The sequence below is a fragment of the Pseudomonas sp. DCB_BI genome, from assembly GCF_026240995.1.
Taxonomy (GTDB): domain Bacteria; phylum Pseudomonadota; class Gammaproteobacteria; order Pseudomonadales; family Pseudomonadaceae; genus Aquipseudomonas.
In genome coordinates this window covers 14,938-37,929 of sequence record NZ_JAPFCG010000032.1, presented here as the reverse complement: position 1 = coordinate 37,929, position 22,992 = coordinate 14,938, and the positions used below count along the sequence as shown (strand labels likewise).

44 protein-coding genes are annotated in these 22,992 nt (G+C 61.0%); 31 read left to right on the top strand and 13 right to left on the bottom strand.

Annotation, left to right across the window (positions count from 1 at the left end):
• Nucleotides 1–151 precede the first annotated feature (151 nt).
• From OO258_RS25895 to OO258_RS25850, 10 genes are all read right to left on the bottom strand, one after another.
• Nucleotides 152–367 (bottom strand): hypothetical protein, encoded by a 216-nt coding sequence (locus tag OO258_RS25895; protein ID WP_266034385.1) that lies wholly within the window; start codon nt 365–367, stop codon nt 152–154.
• Nucleotides 364–594: a hypothetical protein gene (locus OO258_RS25890; protein ID WP_266034383.1), complete on the bottom strand. Its 231-nt coding sequence runs from the start codon at nt 592–594 to the stop codon at nt 364–366. Before OO258_RS25890 ends, OO258_RS25895 begins: the two co-directional genes overlap by 4 nt.
• Nucleotides 591–845 (bottom strand): hypothetical protein, encoded by a 255-nt coding sequence (locus OO258_RS25885; protein WP_266034380.1) that lies wholly within the window; start codon nt 843–845, stop codon nt 591–593. Before OO258_RS25885 ends, OO258_RS25890 begins: the two co-directional genes overlap by 4 nt.
• A 20-nt stretch (nt 846–865) precedes the next feature.
• The gene (locus OO258_RS25880; RefSeq protein ID WP_266034378.1) at nt 866–1,150 is read right to left on the bottom strand and encodes a hypothetical protein; all 285 of its coding nucleotides are present in this window, start codon (nt 1,148–1,150) and stop codon (nt 866–868) included.
• Complete coding sequence (locus OO258_RS25875) at nt 1,147–1,398, bottom strand: hypothetical protein (RefSeq protein WP_253249168.1); 252 nt, start codon at nt 1,396–1,398, stop codon at nt 1,147–1,149. The genes OO258_RS25880 and OO258_RS25875 overlap by 4 nt, the downstream gene beginning before the upstream one ends.
• 109 nt (nt 1,399–1,507) lie before the next feature.
• Nucleotides 1,508–1,693, bottom strand: a complete 186-nt coding sequence (locus OO258_RS25870) for a hypothetical protein (RefSeq protein ID WP_266034373.1) — start codon at nt 1,691–1,693, stop codon at nt 1,508–1,510.
• Nucleotides 1,690–1,875, bottom strand: a complete 186-nt coding sequence (locus OO258_RS25865; RefSeq protein WP_266034369.1) for a hypothetical protein — start codon at nt 1,873–1,875, stop codon at nt 1,690–1,692. The genes OO258_RS25870 and OO258_RS25865 overlap by 4 nt, the downstream gene beginning before the upstream one ends.
• Nucleotides 1,876–2,578: 703 nt before the next feature.
• On the bottom strand, nt 2,579–2,896 hold the full coding sequence (locus OO258_RS25860) for a hypothetical protein (RefSeq protein WP_266034367.1): 318 nt from the start codon (nt 2,894–2,896) through the stop codon (nt 2,579–2,581).
• The gene (locus tag OO258_RS25855; protein ID WP_266034365.1) at nt 2,883–3,275 is read right to left on the bottom strand and encodes a hypothetical protein; all 393 of its coding nucleotides are present in this window, start codon (nt 3,273–3,275) and stop codon (nt 2,883–2,885) included. The genes OO258_RS25860 and OO258_RS25855 overlap by 14 nt, the downstream gene beginning before the upstream one ends.
• A gap of 348 nt (nt 3,276–3,623) precedes the next feature.
• Nucleotides 3,624–4,514 (bottom strand): LexA family transcriptional regulator, encoded by an 891-nt coding sequence (locus tag OO258_RS25850; protein WP_266034363.1) that lies wholly within the window; start codon nt 4,512–4,514, stop codon nt 3,624–3,626.
• A 35-nt stretch (nt 4,515–4,549) separates the two neighbouring features.
• Here OO258_RS25850 and OO258_RS25845 point away from each other — a divergent pair, with 35 nt between their 5' ends.
• The 16 genes from OO258_RS25845 (at nt 4,550) to OO258_RS25770 (ending at nt 11,488) form a co-directional block, all read left to right on the top strand.
• Nucleotides 4,550–4,744 (top strand): Cro/CI family transcriptional regulator, encoded by a 195-nt coding sequence (locus OO258_RS25845; RefSeq protein ID WP_019097753.1) that lies wholly within the window; start codon nt 4,550–4,552, stop codon nt 4,742–4,744.
• A gap of 29 nt (nt 4,745–4,773) precedes the next feature.
• Nucleotides 4,774–4,983 (top strand): hypothetical protein, encoded by a 210-nt coding sequence (locus OO258_RS25840; RefSeq protein WP_266034360.1) that lies wholly within the window; start codon nt 4,774–4,776, stop codon nt 4,981–4,983.
• Nucleotides 4,984–5,001: 18 nt separating this feature from the next.
• Entirely contained in the window at nt 5,002–5,214 is a 213-nt protein-coding gene (locus OO258_RS25835; RefSeq protein ID WP_119140677.1) for a hypothetical protein, read from the top strand.
• 64 nt (nt 5,215–5,278) lie between these two features.
• Entirely contained in the window at nt 5,279–5,485 is a 207-nt protein-coding gene (locus OO258_RS25830) for a hypothetical protein (RefSeq protein WP_266034358.1), read from the top strand.
• A 20-nt stretch (nt 5,486–5,505) separates the two neighbouring features.
• Nucleotides 5,506–5,715 (top strand): hypothetical protein, encoded by a 210-nt coding sequence (locus tag OO258_RS25825; RefSeq protein WP_172286092.1) that lies wholly within the window; start codon nt 5,506–5,508, stop codon nt 5,713–5,715.
• A 129-nt stretch (nt 5,716–5,844) separates the two neighbouring features.
• A complete protein-coding gene (locus OO258_RS25820; protein WP_266034356.1) occupies nt 5,845–6,639 on the top strand; it encodes a Rha family transcriptional regulator in 795 nt (264 codons plus the stop codon).
• Nucleotides 6,636–7,424 (top strand): helix-turn-helix domain-containing protein, encoded by a 789-nt coding sequence (locus tag OO258_RS25815; RefSeq protein ID WP_266034354.1) that lies wholly within the window; start codon nt 6,636–6,638, stop codon nt 7,422–7,424. Before OO258_RS25820 ends, OO258_RS25815 begins: the two co-directional genes overlap by 4 nt.
• Nucleotides 7,421–8,146, top strand: a complete 726-nt coding sequence (locus OO258_RS25810) for a replication protein P (protein WP_266034353.1) — start codon at nt 7,421–7,423, stop codon at nt 8,144–8,146. Before OO258_RS25815 ends, OO258_RS25810 begins: the two co-directional genes overlap by 4 nt.
• Nucleotides 8,143–8,391, top strand: a complete 249-nt coding sequence (locus OO258_RS25805) for a hypothetical protein (RefSeq protein ID WP_266034351.1) — start codon at nt 8,143–8,145, stop codon at nt 8,389–8,391. The genes OO258_RS25810 and OO258_RS25805 overlap by 4 nt, the downstream gene beginning before the upstream one ends.
• The gene (locus tag OO258_RS25800) at nt 8,388–8,891 is read left to right on the top strand and encodes a recombination protein NinB (protein WP_266034349.1); all 504 of its coding nucleotides are present in this window, start codon (nt 8,388–8,390) and stop codon (nt 8,889–8,891) included. Before OO258_RS25805 ends, OO258_RS25800 begins: the two co-directional genes overlap by 4 nt.
• Nucleotides 8,888–9,202 (top strand): hypothetical protein, encoded by a 315-nt coding sequence (locus tag OO258_RS25795; RefSeq protein WP_266034347.1) that lies wholly within the window; start codon nt 8,888–8,890, stop codon nt 9,200–9,202. The genes OO258_RS25800 and OO258_RS25795 overlap by 4 nt, the downstream gene beginning before the upstream one ends.
• On the top strand, nt 9,193–9,774 hold the full coding sequence (locus OO258_RS25790) for a recombination protein NinG (RefSeq protein WP_266034345.1): 582 nt from the start codon (nt 9,193–9,195) through the stop codon (nt 9,772–9,774). The genes OO258_RS25795 and OO258_RS25790 overlap by 10 nt, the downstream gene beginning before the upstream one ends.
• The gene (locus tag OO258_RS25785) at nt 9,771–9,893 is read left to right on the top strand and encodes a hypothetical protein (RefSeq protein WP_266034343.1); all 123 of its coding nucleotides are present in this window, start codon (nt 9,771–9,773) and stop codon (nt 9,891–9,893) included. Before OO258_RS25790 ends, OO258_RS25785 begins: the two co-directional genes overlap by 4 nt.
• Nucleotides 9,890–10,579 carry a hypothetical protein gene (locus tag OO258_RS25780; RefSeq protein ID WP_266034341.1) on the top strand — a complete coding sequence of 230 codons (690 nt, stop codon included), beginning with the start codon at nt 9,890–9,892 and terminating at the stop codon, nt 10,577–10,579. Before OO258_RS25785 ends, OO258_RS25780 begins: the two co-directional genes overlap by 4 nt.
• 199 nt (nt 10,580–10,778) lie before the next feature.
• Nucleotides 10,779–11,018, top strand: coding sequence for a hypothetical protein (locus OO258_RS25775; RefSeq protein ID WP_266034339.1), 240 nt, complete (start codon nt 10,779–10,781; stop codon nt 11,016–11,018).
• A gap of 254 nt (nt 11,019–11,272) precedes the next feature.
• Nucleotides 11,273–11,488 carry a hypothetical protein gene (locus OO258_RS25770; protein WP_266034336.1) on the top strand — a complete coding sequence of 72 codons (216 nt, stop codon included), beginning with the start codon at nt 11,273–11,275 and terminating at the stop codon, nt 11,486–11,488.
• Here OO258_RS25770 and OO258_RS25765 read toward each other — a convergent pair.
• A complete protein-coding gene (locus tag OO258_RS25765; RefSeq protein ID WP_061550560.1) occupies nt 11,477–11,776 on the bottom strand; it encodes a hypothetical protein in 300 nt (99 codons plus the stop codon). The genes OO258_RS25770 and OO258_RS25765 overlap by 12 nt on opposite strands.
• A 125-nt stretch (nt 11,777–11,901) precedes the next feature.
• On the opposite strand from OO258_RS25765, the gene OO258_RS25760 reads away from it, so the two are divergent.
• On the top strand, nt 11,902–12,213 hold the full coding sequence (locus OO258_RS25760) for a peptidase M48, Ste24p (protein WP_099816003.1): 312 nt from the start codon (nt 11,902–11,904) through the stop codon (nt 12,211–12,213).
• Nucleotides 12,213–12,482, top strand: coding sequence for a hypothetical protein (locus OO258_RS25755; RefSeq protein ID WP_266034323.1), 270 nt, complete (start codon nt 12,213–12,215; stop codon nt 12,480–12,482). Before OO258_RS25760 ends, OO258_RS25755 begins: the two co-directional genes overlap by 1 nt.
• A 6-nt stretch (nt 12,483–12,488) precedes the next feature.
• Here OO258_RS25755 and OO258_RS25750 read toward each other — a convergent pair whose 3' ends face one another.
• Nucleotides 12,489–12,725, bottom strand: coding sequence for an Arm DNA-binding domain-containing protein (locus OO258_RS25750; RefSeq protein ID WP_266034321.1), 237 nt, complete (start codon nt 12,723–12,725; stop codon nt 12,489–12,491).
• A 190-nt stretch (nt 12,726–12,915) separates the two neighbouring features.
• Here OO258_RS25750 and OO258_RS25745 point away from each other — a divergent pair, with 190 nt between their 5' ends.
• On the top strand, nt 12,916–13,146 hold the full coding sequence (locus OO258_RS25745; protein WP_015269843.1) for a hypothetical protein: 231 nt from the start codon (nt 12,916–12,918) through the stop codon (nt 13,144–13,146).
• Nucleotides 13,147–13,155: 9 nt separating this feature from the next.
• Complete coding sequence (locus OO258_RS25740) at nt 13,156–13,593, top strand: proteasome subunit beta (protein ID WP_266034314.1); 438 nt, start codon at nt 13,156–13,158, stop codon at nt 13,591–13,593.
• Between the two features lie 31 nt (nt 13,594–13,624).
• Here OO258_RS25740 and OO258_RS25735 read toward each other — a convergent pair whose 3' ends face one another.
• Entirely contained in the window at nt 13,625–13,834 is a 210-nt protein-coding gene (locus OO258_RS25735; protein WP_266034312.1) for a hypothetical protein, read from the bottom strand.
• 74 nt (nt 13,835–13,908) lie between these two features.
• On the opposite strand from OO258_RS25735, the gene OO258_RS25730 reads away from it, so the two are divergent.
• The 11 genes from OO258_RS25730 (at nt 13,909) to OO258_RS25680 (ending at nt 22,984) form a co-directional block, all read left to right on the top strand.
• A complete protein-coding gene (locus OO258_RS25730; RefSeq protein WP_266034309.1) occupies nt 13,909–14,508 on the top strand; it encodes a hypothetical protein in 600 nt (199 codons plus the stop codon).
• Nucleotides 14,509–14,510: 2 nt separating this feature from the next.
• On the top strand, nt 14,511–16,001 hold the full coding sequence (locus OO258_RS25725) for a terminase (RefSeq protein WP_266034306.1): 1,491 nt from the start codon (nt 14,511–14,513) through the stop codon (nt 15,999–16,001).
• Nucleotides 16,001–17,452: a DUF4055 domain-containing protein gene (locus OO258_RS25720; RefSeq protein WP_266034303.1), complete on the top strand. Its 1,452-nt coding sequence runs from the start codon at nt 16,001–16,003 to the stop codon at nt 17,450–17,452. Before OO258_RS25725 ends, OO258_RS25720 begins: the two co-directional genes overlap by 1 nt.
• Nucleotides 17,379–18,470, top strand: coding sequence for a minor capsid protein (locus OO258_RS25715; protein WP_266034300.1), 1,092 nt, complete (start codon nt 17,379–17,381; stop codon nt 18,468–18,470). Before OO258_RS25720 ends, OO258_RS25715 begins: the two co-directional genes overlap by 74 nt.
• Before the next feature lie 399 nt (nt 18,471–18,869).
• A complete protein-coding gene (locus tag OO258_RS25710) occupies nt 18,870–19,643 on the top strand; it encodes a hypothetical protein (protein WP_266034298.1) in 774 nt (257 codons plus the stop codon).
• 3 nt (nt 19,644–19,646) lie between these two features.
• A complete protein-coding gene (locus OO258_RS25705; RefSeq protein WP_266034295.1) occupies nt 19,647–20,624 on the top strand; it encodes a major capsid protein in 978 nt (325 codons plus the stop codon).
• A gap of 47 nt (nt 20,625–20,671) precedes the next feature.
• Entirely contained in the window at nt 20,672–21,106 is a 435-nt protein-coding gene (locus OO258_RS25700) for a hypothetical protein (protein WP_266034293.1), read from the top strand.
• Between the two features lie 3 nt (nt 21,107–21,109).
• Nucleotides 21,110–21,487, top strand: a complete 378-nt coding sequence (locus OO258_RS25695; protein ID WP_266034291.1) for a hypothetical protein — start codon at nt 21,110–21,112, stop codon at nt 21,485–21,487.
• Nucleotides 21,488–21,490: 3 nt separating this feature from the next.
• A complete protein-coding gene (locus OO258_RS25690) occupies nt 21,491–21,883 on the top strand; it encodes a hypothetical protein (protein WP_266034289.1) in 393 nt (130 codons plus the stop codon).
• A 1-nt stretch (nt 21,884) separates the two neighbouring features.
• Complete coding sequence (locus tag OO258_RS25685) at nt 21,885–22,559, top strand: hypothetical protein (RefSeq protein ID WP_266034287.1); 675 nt, start codon at nt 21,885–21,887, stop codon at nt 22,557–22,559.
• The gene (locus OO258_RS25680; protein WP_266034284.1) at nt 22,556–22,984 is read left to right on the top strand and encodes a phage tail terminator-like protein; all 429 of its coding nucleotides are present in this window, start codon (nt 22,556–22,558) and stop codon (nt 22,982–22,984) included. The genes OO258_RS25685 and OO258_RS25680 overlap by 4 nt, the downstream gene beginning before the upstream one ends.
• The last annotated feature ends 8 nt before the right edge of the window (nt 22,985–22,992 follow it).

Sequence of the window (22,992 nt, the reverse complement as noted above, 5' to 3'; positions counted from 1 at the left end):
AGTCTCCCGCGCCATGCGTGCGGCCGGCGCTGAAATGGGTAGTTACTGGGTGATGCCGCCAGCTAGGGCGCTTGCGAGCATCCAGGCGGTGATAGGGATAGGGTGATGAAGCTGCCGCGCCAGAACGCCAAGTGCCTGGCCTGCTGGCGGCTCACGTGCGGACCTCGTAGGCCAGGGTGCACATGCCGCAAAGGTAAGCCCGGCCCGACCATGCAGCCGGGTTCTCGATGTGGGCCATGCGCGCTTGGTTCATGGCGTCTTCCAAGGTAAGACCCTTGAACACCATGAGAATGCGGTCATCTGGCAAGGCTTGCGCGGCCTCAGCGACCTGTTCGTCGATGAGCGACATTACGATAGGCGTTGTCATGCCACCCTCCCGTTCGCTTGCAACCATGCTTCGTTGTTGCGTGCTATCGCCAGATTCAGACGCTCCATGTACCCGCGCTGCTTTGGAAGATCGATCGCGCCGGTCAGTCCCGCAAGGTCGATGGCCATCGACAGCTCGCCGCGCAGCCCCTCGCTGAACGAGGCTTCGATGGCGTCGAAACGCGAGTTGATGATGGCGACAACCTCGTCGCGTGTTCCTCTGTTCATGCAGACCTCCGGGCGGCGCCTGTGCCGCACATGGCTTCCATCTTGTCGAGTGCTGAGGCGATCACCCGGCGGCTTTCAATCCGCTGGCGCTCGTCGCGTTCGCTGATCAATGCGTTCCAGGCCTGGTTGTTCGCCCGGGCCTGCTTCGAGGTGAGGTGATCCGCCCAGCTGGCATCGCCGAAAAGCTGGTACTGGCGGTCGACCTCGCGGGCCTGGGCGCTGTCCGCGTACAGTTCATGCTCGCGACTCATGGTCGCCTCCAGGTGGTGGGTTACTCGGTGGGTGGAGCCGGAAGTGGCAACCAGTGGGTGGGCGGATTCTCGTCGGTAAATCCGCCGTCCCAGGACATCCAGAAGGGCTCGATGTCTTCGTACTCAGGGCAGCGGCACACACCGCCGCAGTCGCCTACGTGCTTCAGGAGCTCGTCGCCTACGGTGTAATGCCCCAGCGTTACCCGATCCGGGATCGGCACGCCCTCGAACTTCTGGCCAATCGATGCAAGCAGCACTTCAGTGCCATCGCGCGGCGCCGAGGCAATCGGCTGCCAGCCGCTCACGGCTCTTCTCCACGGCGCCGGCGCTCGGTTGCCATTTCCATATCCAAATCATGTCGCTCCTCGCTGATCAGCTCAGCTACGGCATTTTCGATTTGGGCCATGGCCTGCTCCGCGTCAGCTGCGCGGCGAATCATCACGCGCAGCAACTGAATGGCCGCATCAAGGCGTGTTGGGTAGACATGGGCCGAAAAGCCGCTGCCTGAAGGCTCCTGAACCATGACCTGGCCGGAAACGTTCATTCCGCTCATTTGGTGATCCTCTGGACCGCATTGGCCAGGAGCCAGGCGCGGGTGACCAAACCCACCGTGAAAGGTGGCCTGGCGCCTGCCAATGCGGTCGATGTGAAGGGAAGGGTGGTTAGGCAGCGAACAATTCACGCTGCTGTGGTGCTGGCATCAAGTAGGCGACGAGCTGCTCGGTCGGCCAATCGGTGACGTCCGTCCAGTCGGGATGCATGACCTTGACCACCGTTGGGTGCAGCCAATGGCCCTGCTTCTTGTCCGGGCTGATGCAGAACTTGAAGCCCTGGTCGCGCAGGCTCATGCGGCCTTCTTGCAGTCGGCGGCCGTCATGCGCTGCCCGTCTTCCATCTCGACCACACACACGCCGTTGCGGTAGCCGCGCTCGGTGTTGAGCCGGTTCGCTTCGCGAATGCAGGCGTTCAGGTCGCTGTCGGTGAACGCCTGCAGCTCGCCGCGCAGTGTGATGCGAAGGACTTTGTTCATGCTGTGTTCCTCCAGTTGACTTCCCAGATGCCACTCATGGAATGGCACCTGGTGAAATCCCGGCCTCGCTACTGGCGACAGGCCGGGGTGTTGCGTCAGCGGTGATCGTCGTTTCGGGTGGGCCTACCATTTGGCCAATGCGCGGTGACATCGACGGCCCTACTTTCCGCTGCCTGTCATGGGTACGGGCGCGGCCTTCAGGCTTGCTGCGCCTCACGGGTGAATCGTCCGGTTACTTCATGACTAAATCTCCTATTGCTCGCTCACTGGGCAGGCAGTGGCCACCTATCGAATCTGGTGTTTCTCCCATTACCGCCGGGGTGGCGGGGCGCATTGCATGCCCGGGTCTTTCTCTCAGTTCAGGCGTTTCACCTTCGTCAGCCGTACAGGGTTGTCCCTGTCGTGGGCAGCCTTTCGGGGCTGTCTGATCGCCGGTCGCCGGTAGAGGCAATGCGGTCTGTTGGTTGTTGCGCTGGTTGTTAAAGAGCGGTGAGGCTTGAGGGCCTCCGCAGTCCCTGGTGAGTGACTGCATAGACGAACAATACCGCCGGTATTTCATGTGGTCAATACCTCCGGTCATATTTTCCTTGCGCCCACAAAAAATCCCGCTCGGTGGCAGGATTGGGAGAACAAAAGTCAGACGCCGGCCAGCGCACAGGCATTAAAAAACCCGCCGAAGCGGGTCTCGATTCCGACAGCTAAGCTATGCGCTCTGCTTGTAAGCCTGAAAGATCTTCTTGAAGTCCAAGAACGGAATCATCATCAGCGCTGTTCCTCCTACTGAGAAAGCCAGGCTTGAATCCGCCATCTTTGGGACGAACCCAGGGTAGGCTGCGCAAATTACGAAAGCTACACCGCTGGGAAACGCGCAGGCCGTCGCGCCTTTTGAGATCGAATCGATCGCAACGGCTTCGTCACCCTTTCGCCAAAAAAAGGCGAAAGCACTGACGACGAAGAAGGCGAGAACGGTTATTGGCTGGAGATTGGCAAAATACCCGTCAGCTACTTCAGCGATCGTCATCGGACACCTTCTTCAGCATTGAGATAATGCGGCCGACGCCAAGGCCTGCTACTGAGCTCCCGAAGACTAGCAGAGACGGCGCAGGGCCAGATGCGAATAGGCTCCAAGCCACACCGGCAAGGGCTCCACAGAATGCAGAAGAGCCGAGCATCACCGGGAAGTCCCTGATGTCGAGGGTGAGTGCGTGCTTCATTTTCGCCCCCATTACCGCGTAACGCGGGATTACCATTGGTTCAGTATAGATTGCGCCGTTTACGCAAATATCAACCATGGCATTGAGATTGGTAGCTGCTTGGAAAAAGTCAGAATAGACGATAGGCGGCTCGCCGCTCTGGTCTTCAACCAGGTCATAGAAATCAAACGCAATTGCCGCAGCCATCAATGATCATCACCCATAGCAGACCTGACGTGGTTCGCATGAAAGAACCGAGTGTCACCACAAGTATCGCATGTGGCGGAGTAAAACCATACACCCAGGCCCTTTAGGTAAGGCACAGGGGTCGCCACAATCCCCGTGGCCCCACCGCTCGGCGCGGGAGCGGCATGGTATATGCCATCTTCGCAGAATGAGCAGCCGCGACCAGGGCGCATACGCTCCATAAAATCTTGAAAGGCCTCGCGAGGGACCTTCAGTTTTTTGGCGCGCGTCTCGAGCAGTTCCGCTTCCGCAGCGTCATCTTTACTCAGTGGCTTTTCCGGCATCTACATCTCCATTTTACAAGGGGGCTCAAAGGTCCCCGCCGCGCCAGATCACCTGTCCGATGATCCGGTGTTCATTATCGTCGCTTCGCAGGAAATAACGATCCGGATGCTGGTCCTTGTCGTCGTTGTCGCTGCGCAAGATCCAGCGCCCTAGTGGTGCTTGCACCAGACGCTTGACGATCGTTCCTTCAGCGCCGGCTAGCACGAATACTTTGCGATCAACAGGGTCGATCCGAGATCGATCGATCAGCAGTACGTCCCGGTCGTTGATTGTTGGCCACATGCTCTGGCCTTCGGCGTAGATCACGATGAGCTGGTCAGCCTTTGCTCCTTTGACCTTCAGCCAGTCACGTTTGAAGGCGAGGGTGGAGCGAATTTCAACGTGCGGGTTCTCGCTCCCAAGGCCGGCTGCCGCCTTGGCGTCGTATTGCGGTACGTAGGCATACCTACCATCCAGCTCATCTTCATCCGCCCCTTCAGGGAGAGGGGATTGGGCGTCTGAATGCCTGGAGCTCTGGTATGACTCATACGCGTCAAGCGCCGCGCCAACCAGGGGTACGGTCTGCATTGATGCGAGCTGCTCGGACAGCTTTGGGCTGAACTCAGATATAGGGACTTGCAGAGCCCTGGCAAAGACCGCCGCGGCGCGAAGGCTAAGCGCCGTACGACCATTCATGAAATGGCTTACGGCACCCTGCGTCACACCCTCCCCGAGCTCTGCCGCAATGCGATCTTGCGTCAAGCCGAGCTCGGCACGCTTCTGGTTGTAGAGCGCCTTCAGGCGCTGGGCGTCCTCCACTTGCCAGTCGGAAAGGGGAACTTTTCGGGAGTTTTTCGTCATCTGCAAATGATATGACCACCGGTATTCACGGCACCAATAGCGGCGGTATTGACGAGCAACAATACCGGCGGTCATACTGGTCCCGTAGATCCATTGTTGAGGACGTCGCAATGCGCCGAATCCCGCTTTCCGAATTCGCAAAAGAGCACGGCCATACCCGCGCCGCTCAGATGCTCGGCTGCACGCAAGGAGGTCTGAGCAAGGCCATCCGCGTCGGCCGCGATGTTTACGTGACTGTTGATGAAGACGGCACGGTTACCGCGCAAGAGCAGCGGCCGTTCCCGTCCCAAAAGTCCGCCGCCTAACCATTTTTCAATCACAAGGAAATCCCTGAATGCACCTGGACCCCGCCAACAAACGCAGCGAAGTGATCAAGTCGCGCTGGAAGCCTGAAGAGGTTCGCAAGCTGCGCATGGAGGCCCGTATGGCCGGCATGCAGCTGGCCACCTACGTGCACGAATTGGCCAACCTCGGACGCCGCTTGGGCGCCGCTGACCTACTTCGAGAAATGAACGGTGCCGGCGAGCAGGATAAATCGGCCTGAAGCCCCTATGGAGGGCCTATGCCTGAAACCACCTTCGAATTGCTGCCAATCGAGGTGAAGGCTGAGGTTCGACAGCTGGCTGCCGACCTCGGCTGGAGCCTGGAGAGATCGACCGACGAATACCTGGAGATGAGTCGATCGCTAGCCATCCAGGAGCAATTGAGACAAATGCGACATAGGGCGCCTGTACTGGGCCTGGTAGGACATAAAAAGGCCCTCGATGGGGCCTAAAAGCGGGCAACCAAGTCCCTGTCATCCAAACCGATCGACCACGTAGAAACCAGGGGTACACCTGATGGCCTATGACGACAAAGCTCACCGCCACGACCATCAGGTCAAGGTCCGCTTGGATGACGAGGACTTCAACGAGCTGAAGGGGTACGCCCTGGAGCTCAAGGCGCAGCACAGCGTGCTGGCCCGGGAAATCATCCTGGCCGCGCTGGCGTTCAAGAAAGAGCACGGCCACTTGCCGCTGATCAACGAGAAGAAGGCCATGGCCTGAATAGGTCCAGGGGAGCACGAATGTCGCCTGCAAACGAAGCAGTACAGCACGACGTGAAGGTCGAGCAGTTCCGCCGATCCGACTTCCAGGAGCTGGAAGCCTGGGCGGAGGAGGCCGGCCTTACCCCCGACGAACTTGCATCGCAGATCGTCGGCATGGCCACCCGCTTCCTCTCGATGAGGGGCAAGCCCAAGAGCAACAACGTGGTGCCGTTCGCGGCCCCAAGGTAACCGTCCGATCCCTAATTAGGGACCCGGGCGCCAGTCCCTCATAAGGGACACCAAATCGCAGAGACAAAAAAGCCGGGATTGCGGCCCGGCTCTCTGCATAACGAAAAACTCTGTTGAGGAATCTTACCTATGCAGACCCAAAGTGTACAGGCCCTGAGCCGGCCCGCGCCACAAAATGCGAACCACGATTTCGTGGCGCGCACGATGTCGTCGCGCGAAATCGCTGAACTGACTGGAAAGCAGCATCAGCACGTCAAGCGCGACATCGAGAAGATGCTCGGCGACCTGAAAGAAGATGCGTCCAAGTTTGGACAGATCTATTTCGACTCGCAAAACCGGGCTCGGCGCGAGTACTGCCTGGACCGCGAGCACACCGACTGCCTGCTCACCGGCTACAGCGCCGCTATGCGCATGGCCGTCATCAAGCGCTGGCGCGAACTCGAAGCCAGGGCCGAGCCTGCCGCGCCTGCCGATCTCAGCAAGCTGGAAATCCTCCAGATGGCCCTGGAGTCGGAGAAGGCCCGCGTGCTGCTCACAGTCCAGGTCGAGGCCCAGGCCAAGAAGATCGACCATCTGGAGAACCTGTTCAAGGAGGGCATGAGCCACGTCCAGTTCTGCAAGGGCCTGAATGGGGGCAACGTGATGCAGGTGGGTCACTTCCTTGAAGGCCGCAACTGGCTCTACAACGAGAGCAAATCCGGTACCCGATACCGCGTCGCCGCCTACGCCCGCGACAAGTACATGACCGAGCATCAACAGACCATCACCCCGCACGGCAAAGAGGCCTTCATCAGCTACACCCCGATCCTGCTGCGCAAGGGCGCCGTGCGCCTCTACGACCTGTATCTGGCCGGCGAGCTGCCCATGAAGAAGAACTGGGACGGCCGACACACCCACGACAAGGCTGTGCGAGGTGCGGCGTGAGCGTTCAATCGATGTCCTGGGCCCTGGAGCAGCGCGACATCGTAGATGCCACTGCGCGCTACGTGCTGCTGGTCCTGGCCAACTATGCCGACAAGAACGGCCGCGGGGCTTTTCCCTCGTCATCCAGCATCAGTGAAGACACTGGGCTGTCCATCCGCACGGTCAAGTACAAGCTCGACCACCTGCTCGAGATCGGAGTAATTCGCCTTGGGAATCAGGCAATTGCCGGCGCCTATATCGACCGTCATGACCGTCGTCCGACCGTCTACGACCTGTGTGTGGAACGGGGTGCACCAGCTGCACCCGGTTCTGAGCGGGGTGCAAATGACGACACAACGGGGTGCAGCTCACGACAGAACGGGGTGCAAACCACGACAGAACGGGGTGCAGGAGCTGCACCCAATCCATCAATAAACCATCAAGGAACCATCAAAGAACCGAAGGGGCCAGTCGCTGACGCTCCTGCGGCTCCGAAGAAGGCTGAGAAGTTCGACCCGCTGACTGCCAAGCCGGCCAACGTCAGCGAGCAGACTTGGGCCGACTGGTGCCAGCACCGCAAAGAGATCCGCAAGCCGCTGACCGCCACTACCTGCGCGAAGCAGGCCAAGACCCTGTCGGGCCATCACGCGCCCGACGCCGTGATCAACCAGTCCATCATCAACGGCTGGACCGGCCTGTTCCCGGAGAAGGTGCTGCCGGGTGTCCAGCATGGCCAGCGCCGCCAGAACAACGAACCCGACTTCAACGACTCATCCTGGGCCGAAGGGCTGATGGTGCGCACATGAAATCAGCAAACCAACTGATGGCGGCGATGCAGAACCTACCGCCAGAGCTGCACGGCGGCCCGGTTGTTGTCTCGCTGGAGACGGCCGAGGTGGTCAATGGCCTTTTCCGCCGTCTGCGCGGCATCTTCCCTGCCTGGCGCCAAGCCTGGCCATCCACCGAGGCTCTGGCGGCTGCCAAGGAGGAGTGGATCAAGGAGTTCGCCGCCGAGGGCATCCGCACCATCGAGCAGATTGAGTTCGGCATCGAGAAGTGCCGCAAGCTCAAGAAGCCTTTCGCCCCGAGCGTTGGTGAGTTCATCGCCATGTGCCAGCCGACGCCCGAGGACTTCGGCATGCCAGCGCCGGCCGCTGCCTGGGTCGAGGCCCTGCTGGGCGTCTACAGCCACGAGGGCGTGAAGATCGCCGCCGTGGCCACCGGCCTGTTCGACCTGCGCGCCGCACAGCAGAACGATAAGGGCCTGCAGGCGCGCTTCGACCGGGCCTACGAGATCGTGCTGCGCCGGGCAAAGGAAGGCCAGCCCCTGGACGGCAAGATCGCCACCGGCATCGGCCACGACAGCCAGAAGAGCCTGATCGATCTGGCAGATGAGTACGCACGCCAACGCCAGGCCCGGTTGCTCGAAGTCCAGCAAATTCCCAGTGGTGCTGCCGCATGCCGTGCCCACCTGCTGGCCAAGTTGAACATCGAGCGCGCCGGGCAGCCGGCCGGGGAGGGGGCGTGAGCGTGATTTCTTCGTTCGAGAAATTCAGCGGCATGCAGGAATGGCCAGATGAACTGGAGCATCTGAAGGGCAGAAAGCTTCGACGCAAGCGCGATGGCGGGATTTACCGTGTCCGATATCCAAGTGGCGAGGAAATTGGCCACAAGCCCGCAGCTTACCTTGAGCCTGCCGGATGCGACTGGACGGCGCGCAGCCACTGGAAGACCTATGCACGGATCCTGGCTGACTTTGAGGTGATGCCATGACCGAGAAGATCAGCGTCAACAGCCAGGCCAAGCTCTCCGAGGCGGTGACCAAGCCTCGCCACTTCTGGTCCTCCGGCCCGGCTCGTGTGCGTGATGTGTGCCGATTGGCCTACCTCTTTGCCACTGAGCTTTCTATGGCAGGCGCCGTCGAGATCATCGTCCGCCCGGTCAAGTCCCGCCGAACCCTGGAGCAGAACGCCAAGCTCTGGGCAATGTTGGCCGACATCTCGCACCAGGTCGAATGGCCGGTGAACGGTGTCATGCAGAAGCTCGACAGCGAGGATTGGAAGGCGCTGATGACTGCTGCTGCCCGCCAGGAGGTGCGCATGGCCTCTGGCATCAACGGAGGCGTCGTCATGCTGGGTATCAGCACCCGTCGGATGACCGTGGCCGAACTTGGCGATGTGATCGAATGCATGTACGCGTTTGGCTCCGAGCGCGGTGTTCGCTGGAGCGAGCCGAAGGGGCAAATGCCTGAGCAGTGGGAGGCCGCGGCATGAGGCATCAATTCAAGGCTGGTGATCTTGCCCTGATCGTCGGCACCCTCACGGCATACGAGACGCTGGGCAGAACGGTGGAGCTGATTGAATACCTTGGGAATGACCGGGTGATTTTCCTTGAGGCTGGAGGCTGGGTAGACAACGTCGAGGAGAACCGTATCTGGCTCGTTCGGCTGACCGATGGCCAGTACACCGACAAGCGCGGCGTGACGACCTCCGAAGGGCCATGCAGAGAGCAGTTCCTTATGCCCCTGCGCGGCGACTTTGAACCCGAGCAGCAGAAATCCAAGGAGGCCGAGCCATGCGCGTAGCCATCAAGGAAGTGAAGCAGAAGACCTGCAAGGCCTGCGGGGAGAAGTTCCGGCCGGCACTGTCGACGCAGAAGGCCTGCGGCGTGCAGTGCGCCCTGGCTCTGGCCAAGAAGCCAGAGAATCAGGCGGTTGCACGGAAAGCAATCGCCCAGCGCGAGCGCCGAGAGATCCAGGTTCGCAAGCAGAAGCTCAAGAGCCGGGCCGACTACGTGCGCGAGGCCCAGGCCGTATTCAACCAGTGGGTGCGCCTACGCGATGAAGCCCAGCCATGCATCAGCTGCGGCCGGCACCACCAGGGCAAGTACGACGCCGGGCACTACCGCACCGTTGGTGGAAACCCGGAGCTTCGGTTCGAACCGCTCAACTGCCACAAGCAGTGCGTGCCCTGCAACCAGCACAAGTCGGGCGACATCGTTAACTACCGGATCAACCTGGTGCAGCGCATCGGCGCCGAGCAGGTTGCCTGGCTGGAAGGCCCTCATAAGGCCCAGCGCTACACCATCGACGAGCTCAAGGCCCTGAAGGCCGAGTACCGCGACAAGATCAAGCAGCTGAAGGAGAAGGCAGCATGAACTGGACACCAATCGACAGCGCCCAGCTGCTGGCTCTGGGCATCTTCATCATCGCCGGCTACTGCGTAGTGCGTGGCATGGTTATCTCGTATCGCCGCAAGAAGGAGCAGGGACAGTGAAATATCAAAGCGTGTTGGCCGCGGTAGTGCGCGCCCTAGCGGCAGAGACCATGAGCGGCGTTGGTGGTGGCGACTTCGAGCCGAAGGTTCAGGCTTCGAAGCTGAAGGGGGAGATCACCGGGAAGGATGCGGCGATGCTGGTGGACTGCTGGGTGCACGCCCGCCTGCACAGCAAGCTGATCCCGCGGCACTGGAATGCATTGACGGCCAGGTTCTCCACCCACAAGGCCAAGAAGGTCGAGGCCATCGGGAAGCTGGTGCCGCTAATCGCCACCCAAGCGCCGAACCTGTTCCGGTACAAGGCGGTAACCGCCTGGGCTATCCCGCCAGTGAAGGGCGTGCAGGCGCAGTCGGGGCATGAGGTGGCCAGCCGGGCGGCCCGTGAGCGTGCTGAGTTCGACTCGCTGCATGCTGGCGTGGTCAAGCACCTGGACGGCGGCGAGATGCCAGAGGATGCCGGCCAGGCGCGCCGCGAGCAGTACGTGAAGCGCTCCACCGACATGATCGTGCTGCCTGCCGAGTTCTACGACATCAACACCTGGGATGGCCAGGGCCTGAATCGGACCACGTATTGGCGCTGGAAGAAGGGCATCGAGAAGGTGCTCGACGAGATGGTGGCCGAGGCGCTGGCAGGGTCTGCCAAGATACTTCAGGAGGAAGGCGTTTTGATGGCAGATGCAGCTTGACAACTCTGCAACGGTGCAACAGAATTCTTGCATCCTGTCATTCCTGCGCGTGTTGAGGAGTGACATACAGAACCCGGCCATAGCGCCGGGTTTTTTATTGCCCGAAGAGGGCCTTAAGAGTCCCGGCCGAGCGCCGGGATTTTCGTTTCCGGCAGGCAAAAGACTGATAGGCCAACCTGCTTCACCTGGAGAGCCAATCATGCTCAATCGCATGCGCTGCAAAATGATCTGCCACGAAGTGACCCCGAACGAGCACAGTCAGGGCCAGCTCTGCACTGTCCAGTTCGGCGCCGTCTACTCCAGCGACCCCGCTACTGAGGATTCGATCTATGGGAAGTACACGCCATATGGCCACTTCCGCGCCGGGATCGTTACCGAGGTTGCCGAAAAGCTCGAAGTTGGCAAGGCCTACTACGTGGACATAGCTCCAGCTTTCTGACGCAACTGCAGCCAGGGCAGCCCTAACGGGAACGCCTGGACACTGCTAGCCGGTAGTGTGGTGTACGGAAAAACACCGGCAGCCCGCGCATCCATTCCCTGACTGTGCTGATGGGTGGCGCGAGACTTGATCGGCGAAACTGGTGCATTGGGGTGCCAGCGCTGCAATGGTCTTCGGCGGGCGGCGTGGGAAGACACGCAAATAATTCTAGGGGTCAGGCATAGGTCTGGGCTTTGTTGTCTTCGGAGATCAGCATGAAAAGCTTGTACCGCCAAGCCGTTGAATCGGTTATCGCGCAAGAGGCCAAGCTGGCTGAGGTGGCTAAGCTCCACTCTGAAGCTGTTACTCGTGAGAAGCAGCTTGCTGATGCGCTGCGGCTCAATCAGGAAACGCTGGCTCGATATGAAGTACGAGTTTCTGAGATTGAGTCGCAGATGGCTACAGGCCTCCTTGCAAAATCAGAAGCCTAGGTATTTATCCAGCAGGCCAGGGTACTCAAGCGGCCCCTTCACCGCTTTCACCCTATTGCTTACATCTATCACCACCATCTTGTCTTTGTTGGCATTGAACTCGCTGCCGTAGTACAGGGAAGAACACAGATCATCTGCTGTCGTGTCCAGTTGGACACAGTAGAAGGATGTGGTCTCGTCCCAGTGTCTGTACTCGGTTAGCTCGTTTATTTTCTTCACGAATGAGTCATATCGAGCCTTTCGGGTTTCGTCGGACTTGAACTCAAAGGTGATGATGAAATTTGACATGGTTCCTTCCTGTGCCGCGTTTGTAGGGATAGCGACGATAGCACGGAGCCATCTTTTTCTTCTCTTCGCCGCTTGCCCGGTCCCTCAATAGGGCCTCGCCGGGCCTTTTCTTCTAGGAACCATTCATGGCCGAACCAGCAAGCACGACTGCCGGCGTCCTGCTGGTGAAGTACGGCGTGATTATTGGTGGTTTCGCAGGAGCGATCCTTTCCCTGACGTTCCTGCGAGGCCTCACCCGGGGCCAGGCTGTAGCCGCCTTCTTCACCGGCTTCGCATCTGCAATCTTCTGCACCCCGCTCGCCATCAGCTACTTCAACCTTGGCACCAGCGGAGAAACCCAATACGGCGTGGCCTTTCTCATAGGCCTACTGGCAATGAACATCATCCCAGTCCTGAAGTCGGTGGTGAGTCAGTTCGGAGCCAAGGGGGCTACCTGATGAGCTCTACCCTGATTCCAGTCCTGATCGGCGCCAATGCCTTCCTGAGCGTGCTGGTGGTGATCGCTGCTTGCGACTACCTGCGCCGCATCCGCCCCATGGACCACCCGCTACTGGCCGTGGCGTTCTACTTGGTGGCCATCGGTGCGTTTGGCTCCTTCGTCCTGGCCATGAACGGCCACGTGCCCACCCTGTACGCCGTGATCCTCAAGCTGGGGATCGTTCTGTATGCCGTTGCCCGGCGCGGCCATGTATTCCAGCCGGGGTAGGGCGGCTCAGTCAGTCCGCAACAACGGGAACAGTTCCTCGGGATTGCGTGACGCGGCGTTCATTTTTTCGCATTCAGACGCGGCTTCCGACTTGTTGGCAAAGCCGCGCTTAAGGCGCTCCTTCTCTTGATTGTCGTAGATATCGAAGCCGCCGGAAGTCGTGGCGGCGTAGAACCGGTTACCAATTTTGAAGGATTCACCCTCGATAGGCACAGCCGGAACGATAACGAATCTTGGTTGCATGTTTCGACCCTCCCCAGGCAGACAATTAAGTATTAGCTCTGCTGAGGGAAGTCATCAATATGTCTCATCGAGACGATTCGATGGCGTGCCGTGTCACCGTCCACGGATGAACTGGTTCGTCCAGCTCTCTGTAGGCGCTCCACGAAATCGAAGAGTGCCATTTCGTGGCGCAATAGCTTGAGGAAACTCCATGGACAACCAGCACAAGAAGATCACCGGTTACCGCGACCTCACTCAGAGCGAGATCGACGGCATGAACTCAATCAAGGCCCTGGAGGCCGACGCCGGTGAGCTGTTCAAGCAGATTGGACAGATTGAAGGCGTTGACCAGCGCACCCTGGCCTTGGCCAAGACCAACCTGCAGCAGGGCTTCATGTGGTTTGTGCGCTCGATCGCCAAGCCCGCCGACCCGTTCGCCTGAGATCCTGCCATGACCACCATCGCCTACAAAGATGGCGTGATCGCCTACGACTCGCAGATCACCCGCGGTGACGTGATCACCTACGACGACTACGAGAAGTGCCTCGAGCAGGGCGGCGTGAAGTTCTTCTGTTGCGGTGCTGTCCCGGACTACCAACGTTTGGTCGACGCGTACTTCGGCGCAAAGCCTGATGAAAACATCGATGCCACGGCGATCGTCTTTGATGGCAGCAGCCTTATGATGGTCGCCGTCGATGACGCCACCGGGCTGTGGAAGTCTCCGGTCTTGCTTGATCGCCCGTATGCAATTGGCAGCGGCACGCCATACGCTTTCGCTGCAATGGATATGGGCGCTTCCGCCGAGAAGGCTGTCGAGATGGCGGCCAAGCGCGATACCAGCACCGGCGGAAGGATCAGAACGTTTTGCATGAGAGTGCAGGCGGGGTAGGTGTGCCGCAGGTGAGTGCGGCACTGATGGATCACTTCAATTTCAAGGCGTCTTGAATCTGGTCTGCGTATGCCGAAAGGCTTCCGAATTCGACGCTTAGCTTTGTGGCATCTGCGCCAGAAGCCTTAGCGCAGATAACCTCAAGCGCGGCTGCAACGGCTAATGCCCGCTTTTGTTCATCTGGCAGTGCGCTATAGCGATGACCGCCGAGTTCAGTAAGTTTATCAATTGCATTTGCCACAGGTAGTTCCTTCTTTTGGTTGATCCTTACCAATACCGGCAACGCGCCACCATTTCAAGCATCAGGATCTACCCATGACCACCAAGCAACCCGACTGGGAGGCGATCGAGCGAGCCTTCCGGGCCGGGGCGCTTTCCATCCGTACCATCGCTGACCGTAACGGCGTCAGTGACACTGCAATCCGGAAGAAGGCCAAGGCCCTGGGCTGGGAGCGGGACCTTTCCGAGCAGGTCCGCAAAGAGGTTCGCAACAAGCTGGTTCGCGGCGAGGTTCGCGAAGACCAATGCGCGAACCCTGAGCGGGACGCCGAGATCATCGAGGAGGCGGCAGAAGAGGGCGCGACGGTTGTTCGCAGCCACCGCCGCGATATTCGCAAAGCCGCGAACCTTGCGAACCTGCTGATGGATGATCTGCTGACCACCATCAAGCGCCGCGAGGACATCGAGGACGAGATTGAGCGCGAGACTGCCGACGATGAGAGCGGCTTTCGCCGTAGCTCGATGCTCGCCGCCGTGGCCCTGCCCAGCAACGCCAAGACCCTTTTCCAGCTGTCGTCGGCCATGAAGAACCTGCAGGTGCTCGAACGCACCGCGTTTGGCCTGGACGACAAGGAGCAGTCGAAAGACGCCGACGACCTCTCGCAGCTGATGGATGAACTATCGAAGGATGCCTGACCATGAAGCCCGAGCACATGAAACTGCTCCGGGACCGGTTCTGGCGGCTGAACAACCTGTACTTCATCACTGACAAGCAGGGCAAGAAGGTCCGCTTCCGCATGACGCAGGAGCAGGTCGATTACTTCCAGGGGATGCACACCCGGAACATCATCCTCAAGGCTCGGCAGCTGGGGTTCACAACGCTGGTGTGTATCGTCCAACTGGATGCTGCGCTGTTTGAGGCGGCAAAGTGCGCCCTAATCGCCCACACCCTGAACGACGCCAAGCGCCTGTTCAGGGAGAAGGTGAAATACGCCTATGACAACCTCCCCAAGGAGATCAAGGCAGCCAACCCGGCGCGCAACGATGCCGCGGGCGAGCTGGTGTTCAGCAAGGGCGGGTCGCTTTACGTGTCTACGTCCTTCCGGGGCGGCACGCTGCGCTACCTGCACGTTTCCGAGTTCGGGAAGATCTGCGCCAAGTTCCCGCATAAGGCGCGGGAAATCGTAACCGGTGCGTTCGAGGCTGTGGCCGCTGAGTGTTTCGTCACCATTGAGTCGACGGCAGAGGGGCGGGCGGGGTACTTCTTCGACTACAGCCAGTCTGCCGAGAAGCAGCAACTGGCCGGTGTGCCCCTGGGCCTGCTGGACTGGAAGTTCTTCTTCTTCAGCTGGTGGCGCAACGCGTTGTACTGGCTGGACCCGGTCGGCGTGGTCATTCCAGACCGGCTGACCAAGTACTTCGACGACCTGGCCGCCAAGCACGGCATCGTCACCAACCCAGGCCAGCGAGCCTGGTATTCCGCCAAGGAAAAGACCCTCGGCGACGACATGAAGCGCGAATACCCGTCGATTCCTGCCGAGGCATTCCAGCAGACGATCGAGGGCGCGTACTACGCCAAGCAGTTCACCAAGCTCTACGCCGCCCAGCGTATCGGCAAGCTGCCAGACAACAGCCACCTGCCGGTGCACACCTTCTGGGACATCGGCGTGGGCGACTCCACGGCCATCTGGTTCGTCCGGATCGTTGGCGAGGAGTACCACGTCGTCGACTTCTATCAGAACAGCGGCGAAGGCCTGCGGCACTACATGAAGGTGCTGAAGGATCGCGGTTACGAGTACGGCGAGCACTGGGGCCCACACGACATCGACAACCGGGAATTTGGTAGCGACGGCAAGACTCGGCGCGAGCTCGCACGAGAGGGCTACGAGATCGACGGTGAGAAGTACCGCATGACCTTCCAAGTGGTGCCCAAGCTCGGCGTTGATGAAGGCATCGAGCAGGCGCGCGAGATCCTGCCCAACTGCGCCTTCGAAGAGGCCAAGTGCAGCGAGGGGATCACGGCACTGGAAAGCTACCGCAAGGAATGGGACGACAAGCGCGGGTGCTGGAAGGATAAGCCGCTTCATGACTGGTCCTCGCACCCGGCAGACGGGTTCCGTTATTTCGCCGTTGCCATGGCGCGACGCAAACGCACAGGCGGTGTCCGCCGCATCGGAGGTTTGGCGTAATGCCTGTTCAATCCACCAACCCAGACTACGACGCTCACATCGAAGAGTGGCGGATGATGGACGACGCCCTGGAGGGCGAGGGCGCCATCAAGCGCAGCCCGCGCAACTTGCCCAAGCCAAGCGGCATGACCGAGGCCGAGAAGCTTGACGGCGCCGGCAATGCCTACCTTTACCGGAATTACACCGACCGGGCCCAGTACGAGCACTGGGTGCGGGATTCGCTGCGCTCGATGATGGGCCTGGTCTCTCGGCTGATACCCGAGGTGAAGCTTCCCTCGGGGCTGAAAGGGCTGGAGGACAACGCCACGGCTGATGGCTTTGGCCTGACACAACTGTTCCTCAGGATCGTGCGCCAGGCCATCTCTCATGGCCGGGTACCGCTGGTGGTGAACATCGATGATAGGGGTCAGCCGTACTTCGCCACCTACGCGGTGCGCAATGCCATCAACTGGGACACTGCAGACCAAGGCGGCCGTCAGGACCTGGTGCTGTCGGTTTTCCGTGAATTCAGGCGCAAGGAGCAGGACCGCTACAGCCACGAATGCGAAACGGTGTACCGCGAGTTCTACATGGACGGCGCGGTTTGCCGCACTGGCGTACGCAACGAGGCCGGTGCGCTGATTGAGGACGACCGCCCACTGGGTACCGTCGACGGCAGCAACAACCTGGTACGCGGTCTGGACTACATCCCGGTTATCTACTGCGGCTCCACCGACAACTCGCCCGACGTGGACGAGATCCCGCTGCTGACCATGGCCCGGGCCGCGCTCAAGTCCTACCAGCTCAGCGCCGACTACTTCACCGCGCTGCATCAGACCAGCCACCCGCAGCCGTGGGTGTCGGGTCTGGACGAGAGCGTGGAGCTTAGCGTGACCGGGCCGTCTGCGGCTTGGGATCTCGGGCCGAAAGGCCAGTGTGGCTACCTGGAGTTCCAGGGCGCCGGCATCCAGGCCGTTCGTACCGCGATGGAAGACCAGAAGAACGCCGCGCTCGAGGCCGGCGCCAAGGTCATGGACGTCTCCGGCACTGAGTCGGGCGAGGCCCGCAAGACACGCCAGAACGACCAGCACGCGACGCTGCACAGCATCGTCATCACCGCTGCGGAGGCCATCGAGCAGGCTCTGCGGTACGCCGCAGAGTGGACCGGCTTCAACCCGGACGAGGTGGTCTTCACGGTCAAACCTGAGTTCGTGATCCCTGAGGTCAATGCCCAGGTGCTGGCCGAGCTGCAGAAGAGTGTTATGGCCGGCACCATCAGCGCCGGGACTTACTGGCAGTACCTCACCACCGGCAAGCTGCCCGAGCGCCCATACGACGAAGAGGCCGAGCTGATCGGCGACGGCCATGGCGCGGGCGGGGTCAACTTGGACAAAGACGATGGCGACGAAACCGGAGCAAACGGCGGACGAGAAGCTTCTGGAGCAGGTAAGCCGCCACTCGGTACTGCTTGAGCGGCTGAAGGCGGGCGAGGTCAAGAAGTTCGAGACCTACCTGCGCCGGGCTGACAGCCATGTCCGTGACCAGCTCACCCGCAAGGAACTGTCGACCTACGGCCGGAGCCGGCTGGAAGAGTTCCTGGGGCGGGTGGGCGGCAAGCTGCTTGATATCTACAAGGCCTTCAGCGACCGGATGCAGTCCGACCTGGTGGACATCGCGCAGTACGAGGCCGCATTCGAGGGCCGCAGTCTAGCCAAGGCGCTGCTGATCGATGCGGTCATGCCAGCGGATTCGCTGCTCAGGGCTGCGATCAACACGCAGCCCCTACAGGTGGCTGGGGTAGATGGCGGGAAGCTGCTGAAGCCTTTCCTGAGCGGCTGGACCCGCACCGAGTCGGACCGGGTAACCAACGCCGTCCGGATGGGGGTTGTACAGGGCCAGACCAACGCCGAGATCACCCAAGCCATACGCGGCACCGCCGGGCAGAATTTCACGGACGGCCTATTGGCGGTCACGAACCGAAGCGTCCGGGCGGTCGTCCAGACCGCAGTCCAGCATGTAGCCACAACGGCGCGCATGGAAACGCTCAAGGCGAACGCCGAGGTGGTGCCGGGCTATCGGATCGTCGCCACCCTGGACCGGAAGACCAGCGTGCAGTGCCGGAGCCTGGACGGTCGCGAGTACGAGATGGGCAAGGGCCCTGTGCCCCCGTTCCACATCCACTGCCGAACCACGATCACGCCGATCACCAGGTTGTCGGCGCTGTTCGGACAAGGTGCCACAAGGGCGGCAGCGGGTGCGGATGGCGGCGGACAGGTGTCGGCAAGCCTCAGCTACTACCAGTGGCTAAAAACGCAGCCAGCGACCTTCCAGGACGCCGCGCTGGGCCCGGTGCGCGGCAAGCTGTTCCGCGATGGCGGGCTGACGGCCGAACGCTTCGCGGCGCTGCAACTGGACAAGAACTTCAAGCCGCTGACGCTCGACCAGCTCAAGGAGCTGGAGCCGTTGGCGTTTGAGCGGGCGGGACTCTGAAACAAGTGCAAACCCCTCAATTTTCAGCGTGGAAACGTGCTTTACCATAGCGCTTTCACAAAATCATTGAGGTGTTTATGAGTATCAAGTTTGAGTCTGGGTTGGAGATCACCGCTCAGATTCTCGAATCCTACTTGGCGATGCCGCATCGCAGAGGAGTAGGAGTAACTGGGGAATTCCCTATCGAAGGGCCTGCAGACCGGGCCGAAGAGGCATTTAGTCAGATCAAGGCGAGGTTGGAGGCGAAGTATCCGTGGATTCAGCTTTCGCTCACAGATAGAGGTGAGATCAGCTGTTTTGGATTTGCTCCCTAACTGCGCACAGTTCAACCAGCCCTGGCAATCGCCGGGGTTTTTTATGCCCGCAAGGTGGGCCAATCAATCCCAAGGGGATAGCCACATGCCTTTTGACTTCGACCCGGCCGCCCATGGCCTCACTCTCGACGAAACCCAAACCGCCGCGCTGAAGGCAGCGCTGGGCGGCGAGGTGCAGAAGTTCCTGGACGGCGAGGTCTCGGGCCTCAAGTCCAAGAATGCCGAGCTGATCGGCTCCAACAAGACCATCAAGACCGAACTGGACAAGCTGAAAGGCCAGTTCGAAGGCCTGGACATCGAGGCCGTGAAAGGCCTGCTGGCCAAAGCTGGCCAGGATGAAGAAACCAAGCTGATCGCCGAGGGCAAGCTGGACGAAGTCATCAGCCGGCGCACCGAGCGCCTGCGCACCGACCTGGACAAGCAGGTCAAGGCTGCCAACGAGCGTGCCGACAAGGCCGAAGCCTTCGCCGCCAAGTACAGCGACAAGGTGCTGGCTGACTCCATCCGCGCAGCCGCCATCAAGGCCGGCGCGCTGCCCGAGGCTGCCGAGGACATCATCCTCCGCGCCCGCGGCACCTTCAAACTGAGCGAAGACGGCGAGCCCATTGCCACTGACCGTGCCGGCGAAGTCGTGTACGGGAAGGACGGCAAGACCCCGCTGTCTCCCCTCGAATGGGCGGAATCGCTGCGCGAAACCGCAACCCACCTGTGGCCAAGGGCTCAGGGTGCCGGGCAGACCGGCGACAACGGTGGCAAGGCCACGAAGAAATGGGGCGAGTACACCGAGACCGAGCGCGCAGCGATGGCTCGTGACAACCCCGACGCGTTCAAAAAACTCCAAGCCACCCGAGGAACCTAACCCATGGCATCTACCCAACTGTCGGACATCTTTGTTGCCGACTACTACGGCACTCTGGAGCCGGTGAACTCCCCAGAAAAGACCGCCGTTTATGAGTCGGGCATCATCACTCGTTCCGCGACCCTGGACGGCATCGCGAAGAACGGCCAGGGTACTTCCGAGATCAGCTACTGGCAGGATCTCGACGCCGACGAGGCGCCGAACATCTCCAATGACGATCCGGACGACCTGGGCGCCGTTGGCAAGGCCGAGCAGGGCAGCATGCGCGCCCGGACCCTGTACCTCAACAAAGGCTACGGCGTCTCCGACCTGACTGCTGAGCTGGCCAACTCCGAGCCCATGCAGCACATCCGCAACCGTTTCGGCACCTACTGGACCCGCCAATGGCAGCGCTACCTGATGGGGGCGGCCCGCGGCGTGATTGCGTCCAACATCGCCAACAACGGCGGGGACATGGTGAAAGATGCGGGCGCATCCATCAGCGCAAACGCCTTCCAAGATGCTGCCTTCACCGCTGGTGACGCGGCCGACATGTTCGCCGCGATCGGTGTGCACTCAGTCGTGATGAACCAGATGGTGAAGCAGGACATGATCGAGTACCTGCGCGACTCGCAGGGCAAGGTCATCCTGGCCACCTACCTGGGCAAGCCGGTGTTCATGGATGACGGCCTGATCTACGCCCCGGGCCAGTACCTGTCGCTGTTCTTCGGCCAAGGCGCCTTCGGCTATGGCGAGGGCGACCCGCACATGCCTGTCGAGATGCAGCGCAAGCCGGATGGCGGTAACGGTGGCGGCGCCGAGGTGCTATGGGAGCGTAAGACCTACATCCTCCAGCCGGCCGGCTTCAGCTGGCAGGGCAGCGAGAACCGCAACCTGAGCCCGAGTGCCACCCAGTACGCAGCCGCGCCTAACTGGAAGCGTGTGTTCGATCGCAAACAGGTCCCTTTCGCCGCGGTCATCAGCGGTACCGCCACTCCTTGACCCCATGATGCAGGGCGCCGGCCTGGCGCCCCGCGCAGGAGATCAGCATGAAAGTCATCTACACCAACACCCCAGGCAGCGAACGCGGCACCTGCTATCGCCGCCTGGACCAGTTCTTCGGCGTGATCGACGGCGCCACCTCGGTGTCCGTGCAGGGCGACGCCCCGCACATCGGCGAGGCCTACCAGCGCCAGGGCATCAGCGTGAGCGAGATCGAGGAAGGCCTGCGTCTGGATGGCCCTACCGTCGCCCAGTGGGTGGCAGAGGGTTACAAGGCGTCGACCTACCCACCGAACGGCTATGCCCCGGTCAGCAGCCAGGCCGAGATCGACAAGGCGATCGAAGAGGAGAGCGGCGAGGAGACCGACCCTCACAAGATGAAGGTCCCGGAACTCAAAGAGTGGCTAACGGCCCAGGGCATCACCTTCGATCCCGCTCTCAACAAGCCCGAGCTGCAGGCACTAATCCCGTCGAAGGAATAAGCCATGACCGACTTCATCACTGTTGCTGATGTTGACCAGAAGCTCGGGCAGGGCTGGGCCGGCAGCGGTGATGCGGTCCTTGCCGTGGCCATGGCCAATGCCTGGCTCACCGCCAAGATCAAGCGAACGGTGCCAGTCCCGGTTCCGGACGCCATCGTGAGTGCCGGAGCGCAGGTAGCCAAGCTGGCTGCGGCTGGTCAGCTCTACAAGGACACCCAGCGTGAGGTGCAGAGCAAGACCGTGTCGGCCCAGGCTGGCACTTCAACCAGCAAGACCTACGTCGCGGGGTCTGTTGATCGCTCGACCGGCGAGAACTTCGCCCTCGACCTCATCGCACCCTGGACCCGCCGCGCCGGCACAGTAATGCTCAAAAGGATCTGACCCATGGGCATGCGCGAAGAACTGCAGGCCGAGCTGGCGGAAGCCTTCGATGATCCAGACGGCCTTGCCGACGCGGTGAAGCCCGTTGCCGGGAGTCGCACGGTCAAGGGCGGATATGACCCCGAGATCGGCGGCACCGTACCGGCCTTGACCATCCATTACACCGGGCGCGGCGTGTTCGGCAGCTACTTGGCCAAGGAAATCGATGGCACACGCATCCAGACCGAGGACGTGAAGCTGCTGGTGCTGCAGAACGAACTGTTCGAGGGGCAGACTGGCGCAGTTACCGATGTTCCAGCGGCGCCCAAGATCGGCGACCAGGTGAGCGGCTACCGCGTGCTCAACGTTTCCGAGGACCCAGCCCAGGCGACTTGGACTATTCAGCTGAGGAAGTGATATGGCTCGCGGCTCACACATGGCCCAGCGATACGGCGGCCAGCAGGGCGGCTTTGCTGAGGCTATTCGGGCGTTCGCCGAGCAGGCGGAGCAAGCCCTTGACGCTACCTTCCGCGAGATTGTGATCGAGATCGGCAGCAGCGTTATCCGCATGTCGCCGGTGGGCAATCCGGAATTGTGGGCGGCCAACGTAGCGCACCGGGCCAAGGCCACCAGGGCAGCCGATGACTACGACTTCAAGGTCGCGGTCCGCAACACCCTGATCAACCTGAACCAGGACAACTTCACCAAGGCCGGCAAGCTGCGCAAGGGCGTGAAGTACGCTAAGCCCCTGACGAAGACCGAGCGGGAGCAGAACTTCGCCACCAATGGTCTGGTCGCCGGTCAAGGTTACGTCGGCGGGCGGTTCCGGGGTAACTGGCAGTTCTCCATCGATTCGCCGGCGACCGAAGAGCTCGACCGCATCGACCCGTCGGGCAGCGAAGCCATTACCGCGCTGGTCACGCAGGTGCAGGCACTGACCATTGGCCAGACGGCCTACATCGTGAACAACCTGGCGTATGCGGTGCCGCTGGAATACGGACACTCAACCCAGGCGCCGGCCGGCATAGTCCGGGTCACCCTGGCCAACTTCCAGCGCATCGTCGACGAAGCCATCAGGAACAACAGCGTATGAGCCATGCACGAGCCCGCCAGGCCATCGAGATCAAGCTGATGGCCTGGGCCGCTGCGCGCCCGATTCGGGTCGCGAACTTCGAACAGGCCTTCGAGGCTCAGCCAGGGGAAACCTACCTGCAAGCCTTTCAGCTGCCCGGAGCAACCACCTGCCGCTACCTGGGCGGCGAGGCCTACGAATACACCGGCGTCTACCAGGTGAGCATCGTCTGCCCAGCAGGCCAGCCTCTGGTAACCGCTGAGAACCTGATCGACGAGCTTTCGAGCCTCTTCCGGGTTGATTCGGCGCTCAGTCGCAACGGCTTCGAGGGCCTGGTCACCGAACCGTTTGACCAGGGCCCAACCATCCCCGAGTCGGCAACCTACACGGTTCCGGCCAGCTTCACCTACCGCGGTGTCGCGGACCAACCGCCCGCTGGGGCATAACCAACCGC